The 22,415-nt window shown below is 65.2% G+C and carries 16 protein-coding genes; 8 read left to right on the top strand and 8 right to left on the bottom strand.

From position 1 onward, the window contains the following. Positions 1-35: 35 nt before the first annotated feature. Positions 36-1,553: an ApeA N-terminal domain 1-containing protein gene (locus tag JT362_RS31375; protein WP_260195493.1), complete on the bottom strand. Its 1,518-nt coding sequence runs from the start codon at positions 1,551-1,553 to the stop codon at positions 36-38. 474 nt (positions 1,554-2,027) lie between these two features. Between JT362_RS31375 and JT362_RS31370 the strand changes: the two genes are divergently transcribed. Together JT362_RS31370 and JT362_RS31365 are read left to right on the top strand one after the other, a co-directional pair. Continuing rightward, positions 2,028-2,255 carry a hypothetical protein gene (locus JT362_RS31370; RefSeq protein ID WP_260195492.1) on the top strand — a complete coding sequence of 76 codons (228 nt, stop codon included), beginning with the start codon at positions 2,028-2,030 and terminating at the stop codon, positions 2,253-2,255. After that, positions 2,252-2,536 carry a hypothetical protein gene (locus JT362_RS31365; protein WP_260195490.1) on the top strand — a complete coding sequence of 95 codons (285 nt, stop codon included), beginning with the start codon at positions 2,252-2,254 and terminating at the stop codon, positions 2,534-2,536. Before JT362_RS31370 ends, JT362_RS31365 begins: the two co-directional genes overlap by 4 nt. Positions 2,537-3,077: 541 nt before the next feature. Here JT362_RS31365 and JT362_RS31360 read toward each other — a convergent pair. Then, complete coding sequence (locus tag JT362_RS31360) at positions 3,078-3,242, bottom strand: hypothetical protein (RefSeq protein WP_260195489.1); 165 nt, start codon at positions 3,240-3,242, stop codon at positions 3,078-3,080. Positions 3,243-3,500: 258 nt separating this feature from the next. On the opposite strand from JT362_RS31360, the gene JT362_RS31355 reads away from it, so the two are divergent. Together JT362_RS31355 and JT362_RS31350 are read left to right on the top strand one after the other, a co-directional pair. Continuing rightward, a complete protein-coding gene (locus tag JT362_RS31355; RefSeq protein WP_157620981.1) occupies positions 3,501-3,779 on the top strand; it encodes a hypothetical protein in 279 nt (92 codons plus the stop codon). After that, positions 3,772-4,905 (top strand): TIR domain-containing protein, encoded by a 1,134-nt coding sequence (locus JT362_RS31350; protein ID WP_260195487.1) that lies wholly within the window; start codon positions 3,772-3,774, stop codon positions 4,903-4,905. The genes JT362_RS31355 and JT362_RS31350 overlap by 8 nt, the downstream gene beginning before the upstream one ends. Before the next feature lie 195 nt (positions 4,906-5,100). On the opposite strand, the gene JT362_RS31345 is transcribed toward JT362_RS31350, so the two are convergent. The 6 genes from JT362_RS31345 to JT362_RS31320 all read right to left on the bottom strand — a co-directional run bounded on the left by JT362_RS31345 (position 5,101) and on the right by JT362_RS31320 (position 13,466). Further along, positions 5,101-7,371 (bottom strand): DUF262 domain-containing protein, encoded by a 2,271-nt coding sequence (locus JT362_RS31345; protein ID WP_260195486.1) that lies wholly within the window; start codon positions 7,369-7,371, stop codon positions 5,101-5,103. After that, a complete protein-coding gene (locus JT362_RS31340; protein WP_260195485.1) occupies positions 7,371-9,041 on the bottom strand; it encodes a DUF262 domain-containing protein in 1,671 nt (556 codons plus the stop codon). Before JT362_RS31340 ends, JT362_RS31345 begins: the two co-directional genes overlap by 1 nt. Positions 9,042-9,502: 461 nt before the next feature. After that, the gene (locus tag JT362_RS31335; protein WP_260195484.1) at positions 9,503-10,459 is read right to left on the bottom strand and encodes a hypothetical protein; all 957 of its coding nucleotides are present in this window, start codon (positions 10,457-10,459) and stop codon (positions 9,503-9,505) included. Beyond that, positions 10,450-11,628, bottom strand: coding sequence for a restriction endonuclease subunit S (locus tag JT362_RS31330; protein WP_260195483.1), 1,179 nt, complete (start codon positions 11,626-11,628; stop codon positions 10,450-10,452). The genes JT362_RS31335 and JT362_RS31330 overlap by 10 nt, the downstream gene beginning before the upstream one ends. Then, on the bottom strand, positions 11,621-12,931 hold the full coding sequence (locus JT362_RS31325) for an N-6 DNA methylase (RefSeq protein ID WP_260195482.1): 1,311 nt from the start codon (positions 12,929-12,931) through the stop codon (positions 11,621-11,623). The genes JT362_RS31330 and JT362_RS31325 overlap by 8 nt, the downstream gene beginning before the upstream one ends. A 169-nt stretch (positions 12,932-13,100) precedes the next feature. Beyond that, positions 13,101-13,466, bottom strand: a complete 366-nt coding sequence (locus JT362_RS31320) for a hypothetical protein (protein ID WP_260195480.1) — start codon at positions 13,464-13,466, stop codon at positions 13,101-13,103. Positions 13,467-14,366: 900 nt separating this feature from the next. Here JT362_RS31320 and JT362_RS31315 point away from each other — a divergent pair. The 4 genes from JT362_RS31315 to JT362_RS31300 all read left to right on the top strand — a co-directional run bounded on the left by JT362_RS31315 (position 14,367) and on the right by JT362_RS31300 (position 22,256). Further along, positions 14,367-16,628, top strand: a complete 2,262-nt coding sequence (locus JT362_RS31315) for an argonaute/piwi family protein (protein WP_260195479.1) — start codon at positions 14,367-14,369, stop codon at positions 16,626-16,628. Then, positions 16,625-17,944, top strand: coding sequence for a PD-(D/E)XK nuclease domain-containing protein (locus tag JT362_RS31310; protein ID WP_260195478.1), 1,320 nt, complete (start codon positions 16,625-16,627; stop codon positions 17,942-17,944). The genes JT362_RS31315 and JT362_RS31310 overlap by 4 nt, the downstream gene beginning before the upstream one ends. Before the next feature lie 710 nt (positions 17,945-18,654). Further along, a complete protein-coding gene (locus JT362_RS31305) occupies positions 18,655-20,601 on the top strand; it encodes an ATP-dependent nuclease (RefSeq protein ID WP_260195476.1) in 1,947 nt (648 codons plus the stop codon). Continuing rightward, positions 20,598-22,256: a UvrD-helicase domain-containing protein gene (locus tag JT362_RS31300; protein WP_260195475.1), complete on the top strand. Its 1,659-nt coding sequence runs from the start codon at positions 20,598-20,600 to the stop codon at positions 22,254-22,256. Before JT362_RS31305 ends, JT362_RS31300 begins: the two co-directional genes overlap by 4 nt. Positions 22,257-22,415 lie beyond the last annotated feature (159 nt).

The following is a 22,415-nucleotide window of genomic DNA, read 5'->3' as shown; positions in this document are numbered from 1 at the left end:
CGCTGCCAGTGCTACGTGGCTCGGTCGTCGTTGTTTCAGGCTTCCAGCACGTGCGCTGCTTCACCAGTGTCGGGATGGTCCTTCGGAGCTATCAGCCATTTGCCTGCGGTTCGCGATGTCGTTCTCAGCTGAGGGTGCTCCTGCACGATCTCTCGCTGCCGCCCAGCTGGCAGGCCTAGCTCGTGCAGCACGTTGAGGATCACGACCGCCGTGGTTACTTCAACGATGGCGATCAGCTCCTCGAACGGGTGGTTCGGCGTCCTGCCCTCATGCGCGAGGTCGTTGCGGGCTTGCGTTGTCCTCTTCGCCCAGTGGCCCACGTCCGGCATGAGGAGTGCGATCGCGTCTTGGTCGGGGCGCGCGGCGAGAGCGTGGAGCCTGTCCCGCAGCGTCGGATCGTTGCGGATCGCGCCACGGAAACTGGCGCGGAACTCCTCGGGGACCTGCGCGAGCATCGCCTCGCGCATCTCCTTAAACTCTTTCTTGGGGAACGGCTTCTTGTCGATGCGGAGGCCGCGGTGCAGCACCTCGGCAGCGCCCACCGCCGTCAGGAGGTTGTTCTCGACGAAGCGGGCTGGCGCGTAACGCAGCCCAAGGATCATGTTGGTCGCAGCCTTCAGACGACCGTGGGCCTCGCACCAGCGGGGCACAATCTCCTCAAACGGAAACGACTCGCAGGTGAAGAAGACTCGGTGGTCGTCAACGGCCTTGGCATCGTGCTTGCCGAGCGCGACGGGCGAGTAAAGTACGTCGGCCCGGCGGCGCGGCGCGGGGCGACCGTCCGGCAGGACCGACTCGGTCCCGGCCACCTCCAGTCGGAGCCAGATCACGCCAGCCGCACGGTGTGTCGCCAAGGTGATCAGATCTTGCACCAGGCTAGCCGCCGCCAGCGCCCCGGCCGCAGAGAACGGGGTCGCCGGGACGGCTCGCACGAACGCCGTGTCCCGCATGCGCCCCACGGTCTCGCCCTTGCGCTGGTCGAAATACGGCAGCGTGTGCCGGTGTTCAAGGCGGAACTCAGTCCCGTCGACCACAACCGACCGGACCTCGACCGGCTTCACGGACATGCTCCCAGTCCCGTCGATCCTCCCCTCGGGAGTGCCCACGAAGCCCGTGAACACAGTCGACGCAGCCCAGAGCCCGAGGTCCTCGACCGAGACCTCGGCCGCCGAGAACGCAGCGTCGTCCTCGCCGCTCACGTGCGCACCGATGATCGCGGTCGTCGCCATCAGGGTTTGCTTGGCGGGGCTGTTCACCCGCGCGAACATGGTCCGCTTTCCGCCCTTGGGAACGCAGCCGAGGAGGCTGATCTCGCGCTGCTCTGCCGCGCCGTAGATGACGTCCCACGTCCTAGTGCCCTCGTGGTGCATCGTCGCCCCCGGAGCAGGGTTCGACGTGATGCGATCCTCGAACGTGCCGATCAGCGAGAGCGAGAGGCCACCCTCGGGGCCGTACCGGAGCACTCCCGGGACCTGCTCGTCAGCATTGTCCGGCAGCCACCACAGGCCAGCCCACTCGCTCGACTCGTCGAGATTCAAAGGATCGTTGGCCATCGTTCTCTCCCCCCGCAGCGACTACGTCTTTCCCGCCGCCAGATGTTCCGCGCCGCCCGAACTATCCTCGACTGGATCATCAACCGCCTCGCCTGACCACCCACCCGACATCTGTCCCCGCCCGCCCTGGGGACGGCTGCTCAATGCCCAGAACAGAAGCGCCGCATCTTAACCTCCTTCGCCACTAAGCGAACATTCGGACATGCCGCGGAGCGAGCGTTCGAACCCTCGGGTGCTCGTGAAGTGAGAGCGGGCCTATGTGCGACCAGAGCGTTTCACCCCCGTAGGAGTCAACGGGCCGGACCTCGGGGAGGGCACCAACCTGCGTGAGACCCGTTCTGCGTAGGGTCGGACCTCGGGCGGGAGTACCAAAGGAGACCTCATCACCGGCGAGACCATCGAACTGTTGTGCGCCGAGGAGAACGCTTCTGGGCTTGGGCAATCATCGAAACCTTGAGGCACACCGGCGTCCGAGTGGAGGAGCTGCTGGAGATCACGGACCTCGCGCTGGTCTCCTACCGGCTCCCGGACACCGGGGAGATTGTGCCGCTGTTGCAGATCGTGCCGTCGAAGAGCAATGAGGAGCGGCTACTGTTGGTGCCGCCGGAATTGGTCAGCGTGCTGGCCTCGGTGGTGCACCGCATCCGCGGTGAGGACGGCCGCGTACCACTGGCCGCCCGCTACGACCGCACGAGCGAATGACCGGCCCGCTGCTGCCGCACCTGTTCCAACGCAAGATCGGCTGGCGGCGGGAGATCATCAGCACCAAGGTGCTCTACCGGCTGCTCAGCGAAACCCTGCACCGCGCCGGACTTGTCGACCGCGTGGGGGAGCCCTTGCGGTACATGCCCCACGATTTCCGGCGGATCTTCGCCACCGACGCCGTGCCGGCGGCCTTCCAGTGCACATCGCCGCGCGCATCCTCGGCCACCACAACCTGTTCAGCACGCACGCCTGTCTCGCGGTGTTCCAGGCCGAACTGATCCGAGCTTACCGGGCTACCTGACCAACCGGCGCATGGTTCGGCCCGCCGCCGAATACCGCGAACCCACCGCGCAGGAGTGGACCGAGTTCCAGAAGCACTTCGAATTGCGTAAGGTGGAACTGGGTACCTGCGGTCGGCCGTACTCGGCGCCCTGTGCGCACGAGCAAGCCTGTATTCGGTGTTCCATGCTGCGGGTGTCGCCAACGCAACGGCCGCGGCTGGCCGAGATCGCGCGCAATCTCGGGGTCCGGATCGCCGAGGCCCGCGCCAACGGATGGCTCGGTGAATCCAAGGGCTCCAGATCAGCCTGGACCAGGCCCGCGAGAAGTTGGTCGCTCTCGACCGACTCGCCTGCACGGCGCGCGGTGGACCGGTGGCGATCGGGATGCCGGTCATCCCGCCAGTCCTTGGGTGAGCAGGTCTGAGGGCTCGCTCGGAGTAGCGACCGGGTCGATGTGCCGTGCTGGCTCCGAGCGGGGCCAGATGCGTCCGCGCCCGAGTTCGATCAGCCCCCAAGGTCGAGCGGGTCGATCCACGGTTCATCGCGACCCCGCGAGCCCGAGCCCCCCGACGACGACCAGCACCGCGATCACCAAGAGCACGACCGCCAGCCGGAAGACTGGCCCCCACCCGGTCATCACGACCGTCCGCACCAGCTCGATCAGCTTGCCCGCCACTTCGCCGAGCACCTCCACGACCTTCATGTCCCCTCCGTTTCCGGCACCGATGTGCCTTTCCTCAAGGAGACCGCCTGCACCCAGGCCACGAGGTCGTTGTGCGACGCTCGCGCGCCCAGTTGCGATAGATTGCGATGAGAGCCGCTGGCGCACGACGATCAGCACGACGGGCAGGAGCGCATGGGGAGGTTGGCGTTCCCGGACATCCCGGAGGGACCGCTGCGCGCACTGCTAGTCGAGCTGCACCGGTTGCACGCCAGGGCGGGCAGGCCCAGCCTTGATGACATGGTCAAGCGACAGGACCGGGACCTGAGGGACCGGTTCGGTCGCGACACGGTTCATCGCCTGTTCAGCGACTGCTGGGAAGCCCCAAAGCTGCCACTGCTCTACGAGGTCGTGCGCATCCTCGCCACCATGGCGCCCGGAGCTGATGTCGAGCGCATGTGGGACCGGTTCGATCGGCTGTGGTTGGCCGTCGAGCGCTACGAGGCGCTCGATCTAGGGCAGGGATTCCTGTACGACGGTGTGGTCGCGGACGATTGGTCAGGAGACCATCATGGCTGATCGCGTGGTGCGGATGGCGCGGTCCCGGGCGGTCCTCGTGGGCGTCGCCAGGTACGACGACCCGTCGCTGCCAGATCTGCCTTCGGCCGACCGGGCTGCCGAGGACTTGGCGCGGGGGTTCGAAGAGTTGCCTGCCGGCGGTGCGGTGCTGGTCGACACGGTCGTCGACGCGGATCGGCACGAATTCGTGCGGGCTCTGGTCGAAGCCTGCGCCGACGCCGAGGACCAACTCATCCTCTACTTCTCCGGGCACGGCGTGCTGTCACGGTTCGGCGAGTTGGTCCTGGCGACCCGCGACTGCGACCCGCGTGCCCCGGAGCTGACCGGGGTGCCGTGGAACTCCGTTCGCGCCGCGCTCGCCGACACCCAGGCCCGGTCCGTGATCGTGATACTGGACTGCTGCTTCAGCGGCGCCGCCGACTCCGCCCTGCAGGAAAGCCAGCAGATCGCCGAGGCCGCGCCTGCCGGGAGCCGGGGACCACAGTTCACCTACCTCATGGCTGGCCGCGCACCGTGGCCGTATCAGCCTGGTGTCCTCGGCGCAGCCCTGCGCACCGCCATGGACGCCTTTCCCGTGGAAGACGGCGCCTCACCGGATTTCGCCGCTTTGGCGGTGCTGTTGCGGCACGAGATGACGGGCGTCAGCCAACCCAAGCTGGCAATCTCGGGCTCGCGGTCAACAGCGAACGACCACCGGGTGAGCCCAATCTTCATCACGTACCGGGTCGAGGACAGCGGCTTGGCCGCCGCTATCGACCAAGCCGTAGCCAACAGGTTGGGCAAGGCAGCGGTCTTCCGGTCCACCAGGTCTATCCCAATCGGAGCGAACTTCCGGGAGGTCATCGCGGACAGCATCCGGCGAGCTCAGGTCGTGGTGGCTGTCATCGGTCCGGACTGGGAATCCCGGTCGACCGCCCCGGACGACTGGGTGGTCCACGAGATCGCCACAGCGTTCGAGCACGGCATCCCCGTCGTTCCGGTGGTCGTGGGTGCTCGGGGCCCGGTGCGCGCCGAGGACGTGCCCGAACGGATCCGGCAGCTCGCCTACTTGCAGTTCCTCCAGGTCCGTGCCGACGCGCCAGAGGTGATCGACGCGGTCGTCGGACGGTTGCTGGAGGTGCTCTGAGCCTGCCGCACGGTCCGTGCGGAGCGCCCTGACCAGCAGTGGCGATCGATGAGCCACATCATCTCGCCGGCCCTCGGTGAGATCGTCCGAGTGCGTGAAGGCTGCTGGTGGGGCAGTGCTGTGCGCGGATTTGGTCTCCAGAACCCTCTAGGTCCGGCAGGGCCCCAAGTCCGGTTAAAGTCGATTGACAATCCCTCAGAGACCCGCGGCGACAAGGTCACGCAGCAACCTTGCACCGGCCTGGATGCGGTCTTCGGTGTCTACGTGCCGGTTGTCACGCCACTCTTGCAGTATGACCAGCTTGAGTTGCTCGTCCAGGCCAGAGTTGGCGCGGATCTCATGAAAGCGTTCGAGAAACTCGCTGTGCGACGGAGGCTTCAGAACGAAACCATCCACCGCGCAGCGCAGGCCAGTGCCACTTTTGCGCAGGAACATCGATCGCGTTTCCTCAACGTAGCCGCCGATGAAAAAAGGACCTTCCTCCCCGTCGATGACGTCCCCGCTCGCTCCGGCCTCTCGAACCAGGGCGGTGAGATAGGGATCACGGTATTTACCGTTCATCTGGGTCTTGTTGAGCATGCAGACGCGATAACCCATCGCGCCACCGACACTGGCGTAGATTCCGGAAGCGCCCTCGCGCATCGCTTCGTAGCGCACGAAGTAGTAACGCCAATCGAAGTACCCCTCTTGCTCTCGTTCGCGCAGGAACGCGTCCCGGACTTCACGTAGCGAGGTGTCCGATGCCGTTCCCGCCGCGACGGCATCGAGGACCGCACCCATCGCCGTGGCAGTGTTCACCAAGTTCGCACGAGCAGTACCGGTGAGCAAGTTGCGCCACGGTTCACCGTTCGACGGCGAACCGAACTGCAGATCCCGAGCGTTGCGACGGCGCGCGTACTCGCCCGCCGCGAGGAGCGCTCCGGTGAGAGCACGCCACTTGACAGGCGCGGCCATCAGCGATTCGAAGGCGGTCACGCGGTGTCCGAACGTATCCGCGTCAAGTTCGAATGCTTGCAGTGACCCGTGAAGTAGCTGGTGATCTTCGAGCCGGAAAAGTGCCGGGGCAAGGTGGGGATGCTCGTCGAGGAAGGCCCACTTGGCGAGTTCGTCCTCGGCCTGAGCCTTGTTGAAACCCTTGATCTCCTCGAGTGAGCCGTGAACGATGATGCGCTCCACGTCGGCAACCAACGCGGGAAGCCGATGCGGACGGAACTCGCTCTCGGATGCTTCGATCAGGTTGCGCAGCACCCGCAGGCGGCGCGGGAATTCGTCGGAGGGATCAGCACGGTTCAGGATGACGGCCAGGAGTAGCAGCGTGCGACCGTAGCTGAATCGTCCCTTGTACCTGCTGTCGTAGTGGCGGCAGCAAGCATCGAAAAGGTTCACGTTCGCGTCGGTACCGAAGAGCAGCAGCGGCCGCCCCTCATCATCGGCGCTAACCGGCCTGAAAGTGAAGATCCGTCGGAACTCCTCCGCGATGTCGACCTCAACCCAGGTGTCGAACGCGTGGAAGAGAAAGGTCAGGCACTCCTCCGCTTCCGCTCCTTCGGTTCCGAACAGCCGCAACGCGCGGTTCTCGAAAGAACTACCGTTCGGAACTCGTCCCAAGCGCCACTCGCACACGTCGGTGACGAATGCGATGTAACGCATGAACTCGTCGTCCACGATGTCGTCATTACCGCGATAGCGCCACAAGATGTCGGACCACACCCCGTCGACCCGCTGATCGAAGGCGATGGCCTTCTCCCCGGCCCACGAGATCGAGCGCTCGAACCGGGCCTTGAAGTTCTCGAACGCCGTCAACGGCTTGCCCCGCGAGTTCATCTTGATGTAAAGCTCCTCGCCGGAGCCCATCTCGTCGATCGGCAGGAGCTGGAAGGAGATGGCCGGGTCATCAGCGGAAACCAGCCGCTCCCACGCGAGGCGAGCATCGCAGTCGCCGAAACGCTCGTGGATGGCGCGGATCATCACCAGCATCGCCTGAATGGTCGGATCGTGCTTCCAGACGTACAGATACCATGACTGATCGACGATCCACGCCGTAGGATCTGCCACGTTCGGCGGCGCCACCGCCTTTACCAGCCGCTGGCAGAACAGGCGAGCGCTGGGCCTAGTGGCGTACGAGAAGCTCATCCAGGGTTGTTGCTCGGCGATCTGCCCTGCCCGGTAGCCCAGATACCAATGCAGCAGGAAGAGGGTGGTCAGGCGCTGCTGACCGTCCAATGGGCGTAGCGTGCCGTCCTCGACATCCCCGTAGATGAAGTCCAGTCCCACCTTCTCGTCGCCGGCGAGTGCGTCGTAGAGTACGTCGAGAAACCGCGCCCGGATCTCCTGCACGCGGCCGTCCGTGCGCCCTTGCGCGTAGTCGCGCTGGATGAGCGGGATCTCGATGCTCCTCACGGCGGGGGCGTCGTCGGTGGCGTCCGATGAGAAGAGCCCGGTGTAGGACGTCAGGTAGTTGGCCATCAGGGAGCATCCTCCTCGAGCAGGTATGGAGCGATGTAGCTCTGCATGGCCACGAGGTATCCGGCGCGATCGCGCTCGCCCCAGAAGTGGACCTGCTGCCCTTCCGCGTCGGTGTAGTACTTGAGGAAGACATTGCGGGTACAGACCGGGATGTAGGAGCCCTCGCGGTCCCGTTCGAGAATGCTCCGGCGCTTCACCTCGAAGGCCGAGTTGCTCAGCGCGCTGTTGTCTTCACTCGACAACAAGGCAAGGTTCGAGATTGCGTCGATGTCCGCACCCTCCCCGGCCCGACTGAACACGCTGCTGAGTTCTTGCTCGAGTGGCTGGAAGGTCTCGGCTGAGATGTCGTCGAGGGCGCCGTTGATGCGTCTCGTGAGGTCAGCGCGCTGGGAGTCGTCGATCGTGGGAAGGCCAGCCAGGGCGTTACGGTGCAGGCGGAGCCACTCCTCCCACTGGGCCGCGCGATTCAGCGGCTCGGCGTTCTGAGCATGAATGTGTTCGATACTCCATTTCCGGGTCGCATGCTCCTTGAAGGAGAATCGCTCGGAAGACAACTTCATGCGCCGCACGGTTTCGACGTTCATCAACAACAGGACAGCCTCGGCCCTCCAGTTTCCATAGCGAAGCTCAGCAACGTCGGACGGAGACAGGTTTAGGTCGTTGCGGATCCGCGCGTCCAGGCGTGCATCAAACTCGTGCTTCGTGCAGTCGTTCGACAGCGCCACCAGGCCGTCGAAGCGTTGACCCCTGGCGATGAGATAGCCGATCTTGTGGAATAGAACGCGGTTGTCGTACCACCCCATGACAAGCGAGTGAAGGTCGATCACCTGGTTCCAAAGATCCTCAGATGACTGCTCGATCTGCGGCCGGAGCGTCTCGAAGGTGTGGAACATCGGACGCGGGTACGTTTGCGGCCTGCCTGCGAGCGTGTCGAGCAGGAGGGTGATGTGTGTTGCCTCTGGGGCGGACTTACCGGTGACGAAGGCCCACACCTCCGGGATGCGCAGGTCACGTTCGATGCTGTCCCACTGCGCGGCGATCTCGCGGTCGCGCTTGACCTGGCGGCTGCGGGTCAGGATGAGAGCCTTGACGAGTTCGGCGTCAGTGAGGGGTATCCGCCCGATGTTGAGGCGGGTGAACAACGTGGTCGACTCGACCTCCGGAGGGGCTTCGTACCAGATGACGTAGACCGACTCCGAGAGGTACTTGTAGAAGTTGATTGCTGCGAGCGTGGTGTGGTCTTGCTCTTCGAACCATTTTCGGATGCACTCGAAGGCGCCGAAGATGTGGAAGAAGTCGATGTTGCTCTGGCTATCCTCCGATGTCGGATTCTGCAGGTACTCCGCACTGGCAGCGCGTGTCTCGTACTCCAGAGAATACTTCAGACTCGCCGTCGGGAGGTGGTGTCGGATGTAGCGGAGGATCAGGGACAAGGTCGTCAGGCGTTGTTGACCGTCGATCAGTTCCCACTTCTCATCGTCCCGACGCTTCACCACGACCGGTTGCAGAAAATACTTGTTGCCCGCGCTCTCGTGAATATCATCGAGGAGCCGCGTGACTTCATCGGATCCCCAGCGGTAGCCGCGCTGATAACTCGGCACGAAGAACTCACCGGCGATGTTTCCCACCAACTCCGGCCGCAGATCGGTGGTGACCGTCTCACGTTCCACACATCGAGGCTAACGGAGCCAGCCAAGCGGCGACGTTCCCGGGTTCGACAGTTGACATGGCCTAGAGCGACCACACGTCCGCTGATGCCCGGAGCGAGCGTTCGAACCATCGGGTGCTCGTGCAGTGAGAGCGGGCCTATGTGCGACCAGGGCGTCTTCACCCTTGTAGGAGTCAACGGGCTGGAGCTCGCTGGCAGTGGCATGACCGTGGTGCGCACGATCGGCGCCTCGTGGCCTGCCTCGGCTTGGTTCCTCGGATCCGACGGGGCGAAGAGCGCAGCTCGTGAGATGTGGTTGCCGTGCCATCCAACGGAGGTTGGGCTTATCGGAGGCCAGTGGCGGCGGCATTGCCTCCTGTCGGTTGGTGATCTCGGTACGTGCCGCCGCCCTGGCCGGACCTCGGGGAGGGCACCAACCTGCGCGAGGTCGTTGTGCGGAGGGCCGGACCTCAGTTCTGTAAGTCAGCCGAAATGCAGGGACGTCCATGAGTCGGACCCGGCGGGTGCGAAGTCTTCGTAGGCCTGAAGTTCCCACTCGAGGTTGTCTGCCACGGCTCGCCACCGCGCCAGCGGGCTGTCGAGAAGCTCTTCGGCAAGGCTGTGACCGACGAACGTGGTAGCGCTGGTCAGGGCGGGCGCCACCTCGCTGCGGTTGCGCATGCGTGAGGCGACGTCAGCGAAGGAGTACGCGCCGTTCTCCCCGGCGACGTGGGTGAAACCGTTGCGGACCTTCGTGTACTCGGGCCACTCCTTCGCCCACTGGAGGAGCACGGTGGAGCTGACGTAGCGGCGCATCCCGGCGATGAGCTCGTTCACGCTCGCTTCCAGGTTGGATCGGCCGCCCCTTTGTGGGCGTAGGCCGTCCGCGAGCCCGCACGCCCGCCACAGCACGGCGCTGCCAAGCATCTCGGGCCACTCGTCCACCTCCGGCAGCCCGACTACGTGCTGCACGAGCCCCTCGTAGGCCAGTTGCACACTGCGGTCAGCGAGCGGTTCGCAGAACACAACGGGCAGCGAGCGGTCGTAGTCGCCAACCACCTGCCCGAGGCTCCAGGCGACGAGCGCGACTCGGCTGTGGTCCCGGACGAGCTCCGGCGGGTCGCCGGCGGTCCGGTCGCGCACGGCCTGTTGCACGGCCTGGTTGATCTCGTTGCTCGGGCCGTAGCCGCGCAGTCCGGCAGCGATCCAGGCGGCAAGGGCTGCGTGGTCGGCGTCGAGCGGCTGGTACCGCTCCTGCGGGTCCGGCAGGGTGAGCCGGTACGCCCAGAGCGCCTCGTACCGCTGGATGGTCAAGCTGAGCCAGTCGAGATCGCGGTCGATGTCGGCTAGCCGGTCAGCCATCTGTGTGGCGCAGCTGCTCTGGAGCTCCTGGTACAGCTCAGCAAACACCACGGGCGCCAGCCGTGCGGTCAGTTCCACAGCAGCTGCTCCAACTGCTCGCTCAGTGGGGCGTGGGGAGACGGCTGCTGCGCATGGGCATCCCCGGAGGCGGACAGCGCGTCGTGCGGCACGGGCAGCTGCGCCAGGGTGCTACGGCTCAGCCTGGGAATGACGCCGCCGGTGATGAGGGTGCCGCGGAGCGTTTGAGCGGGCTCGCTGCGCAGATAGGCGGCCAGCGCTTCGCCATGGCTGCGGTCGTGCGGCTTGACCAGCAGCACGCCCGTCCCGGCGATGGCTGATTGCGTGACCAGGGCTGCCCGTCCGCGCACCCCGACCTCGACAACGGCGACGTCACCGGGCTCCGCGACTACACCGGTCCCCGGCTCGGCCCAGCGCTGCACCTTGTTCCCATCGACCGACCGACCGTTGAGGACGGGCAGGGCGCCTGGCCGCGGCTGCTCGAAGACGCCAGGCGGGTTGCGGCCAGCGATGATAGTGGCGAGTTCCTTCAGTGGAACGCCGTCGTTGAAGACCTCGGGTGTGGGTGTGACGAGGTAGCGGTGCCACTGGCCGTCAACTGGCAGCGTGGTGACGCGCCACCAGCTGCGCCCTTCGGAGCTCACGGCGACGCTGGTCCGCGCGTGCAGCGCTGAGAGCTGGGCGTAGCACGGGTCGGCGGGCGGGAGCGGTACCGGAACGGGCGTGTTGAGCAGCGCGGTCAGCGGGAGTCGCCCGGTAGTGCCGACCGTCAGGGTTCGGCGCAGCGCGCGTCCACGAGCAGAGCTCAGCGCGGCCCACAGCCAGAGGCCGGTGGTCGGCTGCTCGGGGCGCAGCGCGACGAAGTTGACGAAGGTCAGGGCGCGGTGCTGCTCGCCGATGAGCACGCAGGGGCCGTCGCCGAGCTGCGGCACCAGGACGTCACCGAGGTGGGCGGCGGCGTCCGTATTCCCGACGCGCAGGACGAGTCGATGGGCGCCACGGCCACGGCGGGTGCGGACGTCACCAGTGACGGTGTCAACGCTCCCCGGACCGACGACAGGTTCGTCCTCCTTCGCCTCGTTGCGCGGCGTGCGCACCTGCACGAGCGCACCCAGCGGAACGAGCGGTTGCTGACCCCACAGCTCGTCGGGCGTCGGCGCGAGCAACGCGGTGACGTCCCAGGTTGCTCGCTCCCGCAGATCGAGAACAGCAGTGACGGGACTACTCACCTTGGCCGCCCGCGCCGCCAAGCATGTGCGGTGCGTCGAGATGCTTCAGGCACTCGGTGAGCACGGAGCCGCCGGGGGCGAGCTCCTCCGCCCAGTTCGCCTCGAGGTTCGCGACGAACGTCTCGCCGGGCTGAGCACGGTCAACGACCAGGATCGTCGACGGGATGCTCGTGCCGGCGTACGCCCCGGCTGGCAGCCCGATGAGCGCAGCGACGCGCCACTTCGCCGCCAGGTACGCGCGGTACCGCGCCGCGTCTCCGCTGCGGAACGTCCACCCACGGCTGATGTGCAGGACAGCGCGGCCGCCTGGCGTGAGGCGGCTCAGGGCGACGTCGATCGCGGCCAGCTCACCGTCCTTCGTCGTCGCACCGCTGGACAGACGGAACGGGTCGGGGAGTCGCAGGCCCAGCGGCGGCTGCGTGAGGACCGCGTCGACCGGATCGCCATCCTGTAGGCGGAAGCTGTCGCCGACGCGGAACTGCAGCGGCACTGGGCAGAGCGCACCCACCGCCGAAGCGAGCTCAACCACGTTGGAGTTGATGTCCGTGCCGGACAGCTGCACCACGGTGCCAGCTTCCACTGCTCGGTCGGCGACCGCCCACAGGAAGGCGCCGAGGCCAGCGAACGGATCCTCGACGCGCGGAGGGACGACGTCGCCGAGGAGCTGAGCCACTGGCCGAGCGAGCGCTGGCTGGCTGAGCAGCGGCTCGAGATGCCTGTCGCGAGCCAGGTACTTGCGGACGACGTCGCGCACGGCGAGCCACCGCGTTGCCGGGTCCATCGGCACGGTCTGGTCAGCAGGCACAGTGGCCGGGCTGGCGAAGCGAATCAGCAAATCACGAACCGCGCCCAGGGCGGCATCTGGTCCGGCCTCGTTGCGGTGCCGGTTGCTCTCGGCCCACAGGTACTGCTGCAGCAGAAGCTCGACGGTGGAGATGTCACGCAGTTCGCCGCCGGGCCGGTCCGCCTCGGCAGGGCCGTCGACCTGCTGCAGGCGGCGCAGGCCGCCATCAGCCTCGAGCCAGCCGTCGGGGGTGACGAGGTAGTGCAGTCGGGTTCCGAGGATGTCGCGGGCCAAGGCGAGCTGGTCGAGGACGAGTTGCGGGTCGTGAACCCTTCGTTGCTTGACCTCGACGACGACAGCGGGCTGCAGAGCGCCGGTGCTGTCTGCGGCGAACGCGACGACGTCGAGGCGATGCTCCTTGCGGGTGGTGGGCAAGCGCATGTCGGCGAGGACGAGCGGGTAGCCAGCCGCCCGGAGGTCCTCCCGGACCCGGGCCAGCAGCTCTCTCTCGCTGTTCACAAGCAGTACTCCCCGTTCGTCTTGAGCAAAGCTGCGAATCGTTACACAAACGAACGTTGACCGCAACTCTCCGTTGCAGGCTGCTGCACAATGCCGTCCATACCACTTCTCCCAAGGCGCTGAATGTGGTCGTCTGACGCGTAGCTCAACGCGCGCGCAACGCCGCGCGTCAGGCCCGGAGCCGGAGATGGTAGGCGGCGCCCTCCGCGGCGGCCTCGGCGGTCGTTAGCAGGAAAAAGGTGGGGCGATCCTGGCTGGCTGCAGACTCGGCCCAACCGGTGGCCCAGATCCGCAGGCTCTTCCACAGGTCAGTGGCCTTGTCAGTCATCTTGGTCCCCGGGGCGCGGTGCTTGAGTTGGCAGAGGCCCGGTCCTGCGTCCTCGTGGACCTCGATGTCGTCGCCCGCTTCGATGGCCACGGACCAGTCGGGACCGGCTCCTGTCTGTTCGACGCAGAAGTAGAGCGCCTTGCGGAGCTGATAGAGGTAGCCGACCGCCGAAGCCGACGCCTCGAACAAGTCGATCTGCTCACTCATCCCGAACCTCCCCGCCGCGTCGCCCGCCGATCACATGATCCGGCCGTCCCGCCGTTAACCGTGGCGAGGCACTCGCGTGTTACACGGCGTTATAGCAGCGATGCACGTGAGGATGGTGCGGACAGGCGTCCAGGACGTCCCCGCCCAGGTTCGTGGCCTGCAGGCTCGCGGTTGACGAGGCAATCGGAGATCGTTGCCGCTGGCTGCTTGATCGCCGCGACGGCGCGTTCGGCGTCGACGTCGCGGCGCTGGTTTTCGGCCCTGACGTCTGGCCACCACCACCTACCCCGCAGGGGCCGCGCCTGACGACCCCGGCGACCAAGCCGCCGCCCCCGCGCCCAAGCCGCCAGCACGCCCGTCACCACAGCCCTGGCGACCACGCCATCCAACGGAGGTTGGGCTTATCGGAGGCCAGTGCCGCCGCCCTGGCCGGACCTCGGGGAGGGCACCAACCTGCGCGAGACCCGTTCTGCGGAGGGCCGGACCTCGGGCGGGAGTACCAAAGGATGGGAACAGGGCCGACCAGGGGATTCATGCTGGCAACTTGGTCATCGAGTCGTCTTTCGGGTTGCCTGCATCAAGGTGACCATGCCAAGCATGTGCGGCGTAGCGCTTCGCTTGCATGCTTGCCCACAGGGGCTTGATCGCACACCACGGGCTTGGGCGGTCAGGGGTAGGGCACCGCAGGCGCCCTTCGATCAGGTGGGAAGTCTGGTTCGCGCTGGTTCCCGAGATCATCGAGTAGGTCTGTCCGCACCGGCGAAGGTCGGTGCGGACAGTCAGCTCCTGTGCGACGTGGCCGCCGAGGGGGTCCCCGGAAATGTCGGGGTGACGTCGTAGCCTCAGGTGATGGGGTACTCCGGAGATCGTTCAGCGTCAGTGGGCCGTGGGGGTCCGTTGTTGTTCACCAACTTCCTGCCAGTCCGGTTCGCAGGTCAGGTGGTTGCTGGTGTGCTGCCCTACGAGTCGGCAGGCCACCTTGAGGATTTCCGCAGTCGGCTCCGCGAGTCTCATGTGGTCGTCCGGGATCGAAACGACGTCGTGTGCGTTCCACTGGCACAGGGCGCCGAGCAGATCGGCGAGCGCAGGGTGATCGCCTCCACCGCACGCGACGTGCTGCTGCAGACCCGGCTGCTCGAAGAGCGCCTCAGGCGCATCCTCACGGTGGAGTGGAAGTACCTGCTCAGGCGTGAGTACCCAGTGCGCTTCGTGTCAAGGCTGGCCGGCAAGGACCTCGTGGAGCAGGCGTTGGGCCGGGGCATCGACAGGTTGCACGTGTATCCGGAGTACTCGCTGGATGTCCGCCGCAGCGGGCCGCGCGAGTACCCCGGCGTGGTGATCGGGAGGAAGGCCCGCTACGAGATTGATCTTCCCGTGGACGTCCTGTTGCGACGTGGCGTTCCGGTGGTCGGGGTCTACGTGCTGACGGAGTTGGAGTCGGCGCGTGCCTGGCCGTCCCAGGACGCACACGCGCGGCGCAAGCTGGTCGGCCGGGTGACCGATGTGGTCGACGGCAAGCTGCTTGTGCAGTCGCGGGAGGGCGAGGTGAAGCTCGACGCGGTGCGCACGTGGATCGAGTCCAATCTGGCCAACTTCCAGACAGTGCTCCGGAAGGCGTGCGGGCGGTCGTTCGAGCGTGATCTGGTCGCGCTGGACGGCAAGATCGCCGCGTTCAACAACGCCGAGCGGCGCATCGCGGACACGGACAAGATCGCGAACGCGCTGCTGGACCGTGGACCGCTCGACGTCGCGGCCGGGATGACGGCGCACCTGGCCAGGCCGCTGCGGTTGAAGGGCAACCAGCATCCGCACGTGCGCACCTTGAGCGAGCCGACCTTCGTGTTCGACCAGTCCGGGGACAAGACGGATCGGTACCCGGAAGCCGGGCTGAACAGGTTCGGTCCTTTCGACACGGAGTCGTTCACCCCGAAAGCGCCGACGATCGCCGTGGTGGTTCCCCGCCAGTTCCAAGGCCGTGTGGAGACCTTTCTCACCAGGTTTCGCGACGGTGTCCGCGGTTCATCCGCGTTCCCCGAAGGGTTCGTCCGAAAGTTTCGCCTGACTGACTGCACCTTCACCCTCACCGTCTTCGACGGCGATGTGCAGGACGCGAGCGCCTACAAGCGCGCCTGCTTGAGCGCGCTGGAGGCCAAGGAGAAGATCGACCTCGCGTTCGTCTTCACCAGCGCTGCCCAGGAGCACCTGACGGGCAACGAGAGTCCCTACCTGGTGTCCAAGTCGACCTTCATGAGCCAGTCGATCGCGGTCCAGGAGTTCCAGGTCGAGAACATCACGGACAGCCCGAGCATCGCCTACCCGCTGAGCACGATGGCGCTCGCCGTCTACGCCAAACTGGGCGGGACGCCGTTCGCGATCAAGGACAACGGCCAGCCGACCAGGCGAGAGCTGATCTTCGGCATCGGCAGCGCGCAGGTGTTCGAGGACCGGTTGGGCAAGGGGGAGCGCGTCGTCGGGATCACCACCGTCTTCAACTCCGACGGCACCTACCTCGTGTCGAACGTGTCCAGGGAGGCGCCGTACGAGCAGTATCCGAAGGCGCTGCAGGACGCCCTGCGGGTCTGCCTCACGGAGATCAAGGGGCGCCAGGGGTGGAAGTCCAACGACTTCATCCGGCTGGTCTTCCACGTCTTCAAACTCCTGAAAGACGAAGAGGCCCAAGCCATCAAGGAGCTCGTGGAGGGTTTGACGGCGGACTTCGCCGGCGTCGAGTTCGCGTTCGTGACTGTCGTCGACGACCACCCGTGGATGATCCTCGACGAGAACGCTAGGGGGGTCAGCGCGGGGAAGGGGAGCAAGGGGAAGTACGTGGCACGACGCGGTTTCGCCGTGCCGATCAGCAAGAGTGAGATGCTGGTGACGGTCAAGGGACCGCGAGAGATGAAGAGCGAGTCGCAGGGCGCGCCGAAGCCTTTGCAGCTCAAGCTGCACCGCGAGTCCACGTTCACCGACATCGACTACCTGGCCGGACAGCTCTTCAGGTTCACGGCGATGTCCTGGCGGAGACCGTACCCCTCGACGAAGCCGGTGACCATCCTGTACTCCGACCTCATCGCCGGTTTGCTGGGCAAGCTGCGCCACGTGACGAACTGGAACTCCGACGTGATCTTCGGGAAGCTGCGCTACAGCAGGTGGTTCCTGTGACCGGACCTGATGACGCGACTACCGGGCAGTTGCTCTTCAGCACGCAGCTTAGAGTGTTCCGGCGCTGGATCGACACCGAGAACACGCCGGGCAGCCTGCACGGCATGTTCGCCCGGCAGGTCCTCGGCGACGGCACGTCGATTCGATGGCACGTCGAACCAGACCTCGACGCCTGGCTCGAGGCGAACGTGAGCCGATTGGAAGACGCGCCCGCGCTCGCCGTGCTGGGGTATGTCGCGGAGGCCCAGCCGACGCGGCTTCCGGTCTTCGCCGACGTGCTGGTGCACGGGCTTGAAGGTCTGGCCGGGCGTGATCCGTACCCAGGCGACCGAGTGACCCCGCTGTACTCGGCAGGAATCGTCCTCGGGCTGCACCTCGCCGCGCGGGCGGTGCAGGACCGCGTGCCGCGGTTCCTGAGCTGGCTTCAGAAGGCGCTCAACCACCCGATGAGGGAACCCAACGACCCGTGGCTCGATCTGATGCATCAGCACGTCCTCGCTGAGCTCACCGGTGAACCGGCCTCGTTGCCGGCGTTGGCGGGGCTGGCCGACCATGCGCTCGTCGCGGCGTTCTACCTACTCGCCTCCGGCACTGGGGTGGCCAGGGACACCCCGGAGGAGCTGCGCACCGCACAGCAACGGGCCATGCACGCCTTCCTGCGCACTGATCCCGCTGATCTGGAGGTTCGGCATGCCGCTTTGTGGCTGCACTTCGCCGAAGCGGTGGCGACGGCCAGCGCGGACCAGTTGGTGATCAGCGTTCCCCAGGTGAGCCAAGTGCTCAGGCGTTTTCCTCCCGCGATGAAGCGATGGGTGTGGGACTCCGCCGAGCTCAAGGACCCCAAGTGGTGGCGGGTCGACGCCGAACGCGAGGTGCAGGCCATCTTGTGGGTCATGCTCCGCGCGGTCTTCGACGACGTGGTCGACGAGGAGAACCTGCCGAAGCTCGGCCACAGCGCCTATCGCGCGGACTTCGCGCTGCCCGGCCTTGGGCTGTTCATCGAGGTCAAGTTCGTGCGCAGCAAAAGCGACTTCAAGGACGTGGAGCAGGAGGTGATCATCGACTCGGTCGGCTACCTCAAGGACAACGAGCGCTACCGGGAGATCATCGTCTTCATCTACGACGACTCGTGTTCCACGGAGCATCACGACGAGACACGCCGCGCGTTGATCGATCTCCCTGGGATCGCCGACGTGATCATCGTGTCGCGCCCAGGGGCGCTTCCGCCAGCAGACGAGCGGAAAGCCGTGGTGTCTCCGGGCGCTGCCACGAAGGGACAGCCGCCCGCTGGCGGCAAACGTTCAAAGGCGTCCTAGGTGCCGCAGCCGACCAGTCGTTAACACATGGGTGGCCCATCTGTGTTAACACCAGCCCGCCGGCTCTCGTCGTGAGTGGACCGTTCGGCGCGGTCAAGCATCTGTCACATACCTGACCCGATGGCGACCGAACCGGGTCGCGTTCAAGGCCGGTCAAATACTCGCGCGACGCTTCGTGGAAGCCGGCAAGATCGACGAGTGGGAACAGCTCGGCCAGTTGACCGCTCGTCGGGCGAAGTAGTACCCGCAATTCGCGGTAGCTGACGCTGGCTGGTACAGCAACATGGTCTGCTCACCCACACTGGCACGTAGCCTATCCACAATCCTACTGGTTCACCGAGAACGGTACCAACCCGATCAGCCATGACCGCGCACTTCGCACGGATCGGCCGCTTCTTCGTTGGGTGGAGTAGCCGATCGCTTCGGCGGCGCTGAGCATGCGCTGCACGGTCGCCTCGGAGACCCGTCCCGTCGTCGCCCCGCAGCAAGACGGTCAAGGTCAATCCCAGGTAGCAAGGTCGAGAAAGAGAGGAGGACGGGCGTTACCTCCTCCGGGCGTCAGCATCAGAGGGTACAACATTCACCCGAATGGATGAATACTGCTTGATCGATGTAACGGTCAGTTCCTGATGTCGATCAGTTCAGCAACTGGCTTGAGGTCAATTGGCCAACCGGTGGGTGACAGTGTGTGAGGAAGGTGGAAGGCGCTGATGAGGATCACGACGTTGCGGCTGAGCAACTTCCAGTCCTTCGGCCCGGAACCGACGGCGATCGATCTCGACGATCTAACGTATGTTCTTGGTGCCAACGGGTCAGGTAAGACCGCCGTGCTCGAAGCGCTTTCGCGGCTTTTCAGTCCGTTGGAAGTTCAGCGCAGGATTCGCCTAGACGACTTCCACGTGCCTGTCGACCAACTGACGAGTGAGGTGCAGGGCGGAGAGCCGAGCCTGTGGCTGGAGGTCGATGTCGAGTTTCCGGAAGCGGGAGTCAGCGGACAGCACGCGTCCGTTCCACCGAACTTCTCTCACATGGCCATCCATACGGCGGACGGAGTTCCGCGAACCCGTGTACGCCTGACAGCTTCGTTGGCCCCGGACGGTGTCATTGACGAGAAGATCGAGTACGTGCTGGAGGCTGACGAGGCAGGCGAGCCCATCCGTCGTGCGGACATGACGCGCTACGACCGTGGCCACATCGAAGTGCACTACCTGCCTGCTCGCCGTGACCCGGCTGACCACATTTCGTACACCACGGCTTCGCTTATCGGGCGCAGCCTGCGAGCGGCCGACTGGACGACGGAGCGCGAGACGCTGAGCGATCTCACCACTCAGATCACTGCATCGCTCGTCGCCAACACCACGGTGGCCAGCATCGGCGATCGGTTGACCTCTGAGTGGCACGGCCTGCACCGCGGCGAGTACTTCAAGGATCCGTCGATCGCCTTCGGGCGGGGTGAGCTGGAAGGGGTACTGCGTCAGCTCACCGTGAGCTTCTCGCCGTCGCACGACGGAGCACCGCTGGCCTTCGAACGGCTGAGTGATGGACAGAAGTCCTTGTTGTACATTTCGCTTGTACTTGCCTGGCAGTCCCTCGCGCGGCGGGTCCTCAGCGGCGAGGAGACATCCCTCGATGCGGACCGCCTGCGGCCGCCGGTGCACACTGTCATCGCGCTCGAGGAACCCGAAAACAGCCTCGCGCCGCAATACCTCGGTCGGATCATCCGTCAACTGCGCAGAGCGTGCGCGTACGGTGACGTGCAATCACTGATTGCCACGCATGCGCCAACACTGCTGCGACGTGTCGACCCCCGCTCGATCTGTTTCTTGAGGCTGAATACCGTCCGAGAAACGACCGTTCATCGCATCACCCTTCCCGAGGACGACGAGTCAGCCGCAAAGTACGTGCGAGAGGCCGTCCAAGCCTACCCCGAACTTTACTTCTCCCGGTTCGTCATGCTCGGCGAAGGCGCCAGCGAACAGTTGGTCCTGCCTCGTATCCTAGCGGCAGCAGGCATCGCCGAAGACGATGCGTCCGTGTCGGTGGTCCCACTGGGCGGCCGACACGTCAATCACTTCTGGCGGCTCCTTAACGACTTGCAGATCCCGCACGCGACACTGCTCGACCTCGACAGCGGCCGATACCACGGCGGCTGGGGGCGGGTACGCAACGCGTTGAAACAGGTCAACACCGTCCAGCCAGGTACCTACACAAAGGAAGCGATTGGCAACCTTCCGAAGTGGAATGATAGCCACGACTTTCCAACACTTGTTGATCCTGATTTCGAGGACGGGCACGGGCCGGTCGAGGCGCTGGAACGGCAAGCTGTCTTCTTTTCCCATCCGGTCGACCTCGATCTGATGATGCTGGCGGAATATCCCCACGCCTACGACATTGAGCCGAGTGAGTCGATCGAGCCGGACGAGGAGACGATAGTGGCTGTACTCGGTAAGAGCCACGTAAACGAAGACCGCCTGCCCGAAGAGGTCCTCGCACTGTTCGACGACTACCACGAGATATTCGACCTGGGTAGCAAGCCCGCTGCCCATCTGGCTGCTCTTGCCGACCTGAGTGACGAGCAGTTGTTGAAGGACATCCCCGACGTGCTCAATCGACTGATCGAGCACGTGCGCACGAGCCTTGCCGAGTTGCCGGAATGATAGGCCCCGATCAGTGGCGCCCGGTCGACGATCTCGTTCTCGAACCGAACGCGATGAAGGCCGCCACGACGCCGGACGAGAACGTGGTCGTCGCAGCGGGACCTGGGGCGGGGAAGACTGAGCTGCTCGCCCAACGAGCAGACTTTCTCCTGCGTACAGGGCAGTGCCCCTACCCGCGCCGGATCTTGGCGGTTTCGTTCAAGGTTGACGCTGCCCGTAATCTGCGAGAGCGGGTCCGTCGTCGTTCCGGCACGCAGCTTGCGGCTAGGTTCGACAGCCTCACTTTCCACGCTTTTGCCAAACGTCTGATCGATAATTTTCGGCCTGCGCTCACGGGATACAACGCCCTCAGTCCGGACTACCGGATTGATCCCGCCACGAGGATTGCGGGCGAGCAGATTACTTTCGCTGATCTGGTGCCGCTGGCGTTGGAGATAGTCGAGTCTAATGCCTATGCCCGCGGAGGCATCCGCCAGACATACAGCCACGTCTTCCTCGACGAATTCCAGGACTGCACCGGACAGCAGTATCAGCTGATCAAGGTGACGTTCGGCCAGTCAACAGCCGTTCTGACGGCGGTCGGTGACACTAAACAGCGCATCATGGTGTGGGCCGGCGCGCTGGACGGTGTGCTGCAGACCTTCGCCGACGACTTCTCGGCCCAGCCGCTTCCGCTCTACCAAAACTTCCGCTCGGCACCGCGTCTACGACGGATGCAGAACCGGATGATCGCGGAGATGGACCCTGAAGCAGTCAGCCCCGCCGAGGATCTGGCGGGAGACGACGGCGCCATCCAGGTGCGCGGCTTCGACAACGAGTACGACGAGGCAGAGGCGGTCGCGGATCTCATCGAACACTGGCTCAAAGAGGGCGTGGAGACGAGCGAGATCGCCATCCTCGTTCGTCAGCAGCCGCACCTGGTCGCGGCAGCGCTGGGCAGTGAGCTCACGGACCGCGGCATTCCATTCCGCAACGAGCAAGAGAGTCAAGACCTCACCGCGGAGCCAGCAGTTGCGCTCGTGTTCAACTTCCTCCGTGTGATCAATGGTGACAGTCAGCCTGACGCCTATGCCGAGATGATGGGGGTCGTCAACCGCTTGAGCGCGTCCGAGGACGAAGGGGCACGCTTCGACAGTCAGCTGAAGCGAATGCTCCGCGAAACCCGAGAGGCCGTCCGCGAACCGGCGTTCAAGTCGGGGGAACTCGCCACGTGGAGGCCGCTTGTCCACGAGTTTTTGCAACTGGTGTCCCGATCGGTACTTGCCGCGATGTCACCTGGCTATCAGCAGGGAACGCGGCTTGACGATTTGATTGAGCAGGCGGTTGAAGCTTTTGGCAGGGAGATTGCCGTTGATGGCGACGCAGTCGCAGCACTCAAGCGGCTTTCGGAGACTGATGCGATCCGGTTCTTGACCATCCATAAATGCAAGGGTCTGGAATTCGAAAAGGTCGTGGTGCTCGGCGTGGAGGAGCAACTCTTCTGGGGCAACCCCACTACGGTCATGTCCGAGTTTTTCGTCGCGGTATCCCGCGCGAAACATCATCTCGTCCTGACCCATGCCAAGCGTCGCGAGCGGCCAGGGCAACCAGTAAGTAGGTGGGATGTGTTGCGCACGCAGCACCAGAAACTCTTGGACTTCGCCTACGAGGATTAGGCGCTGCGCAGCGTCGGAATCGGTGCTCGGCGGTCAATCGACGACGCTTCGGTCCCTAGTTGATGGCGAGACAACACCATCACCGTCGCTGACGGAAGCGTCGCTTAAGTGACATCGTCTCTCGTCGACGACGGCGTGCGGGCGGCGTGCGCGAAGGCC

Source organism: Actinophytocola gossypii (assembly GCF_025165815.1).
GTDB lineage: Bacteria > Actinomycetota > Actinomycetes > Mycobacteriales > Pseudonocardiaceae > Actinophytocola > Actinophytocola gossypii.
The sequence above is the reverse complement of the archived record's forward strand: the minus strand, read 5'-3'. Positions and strand labels throughout refer to the sequence as shown.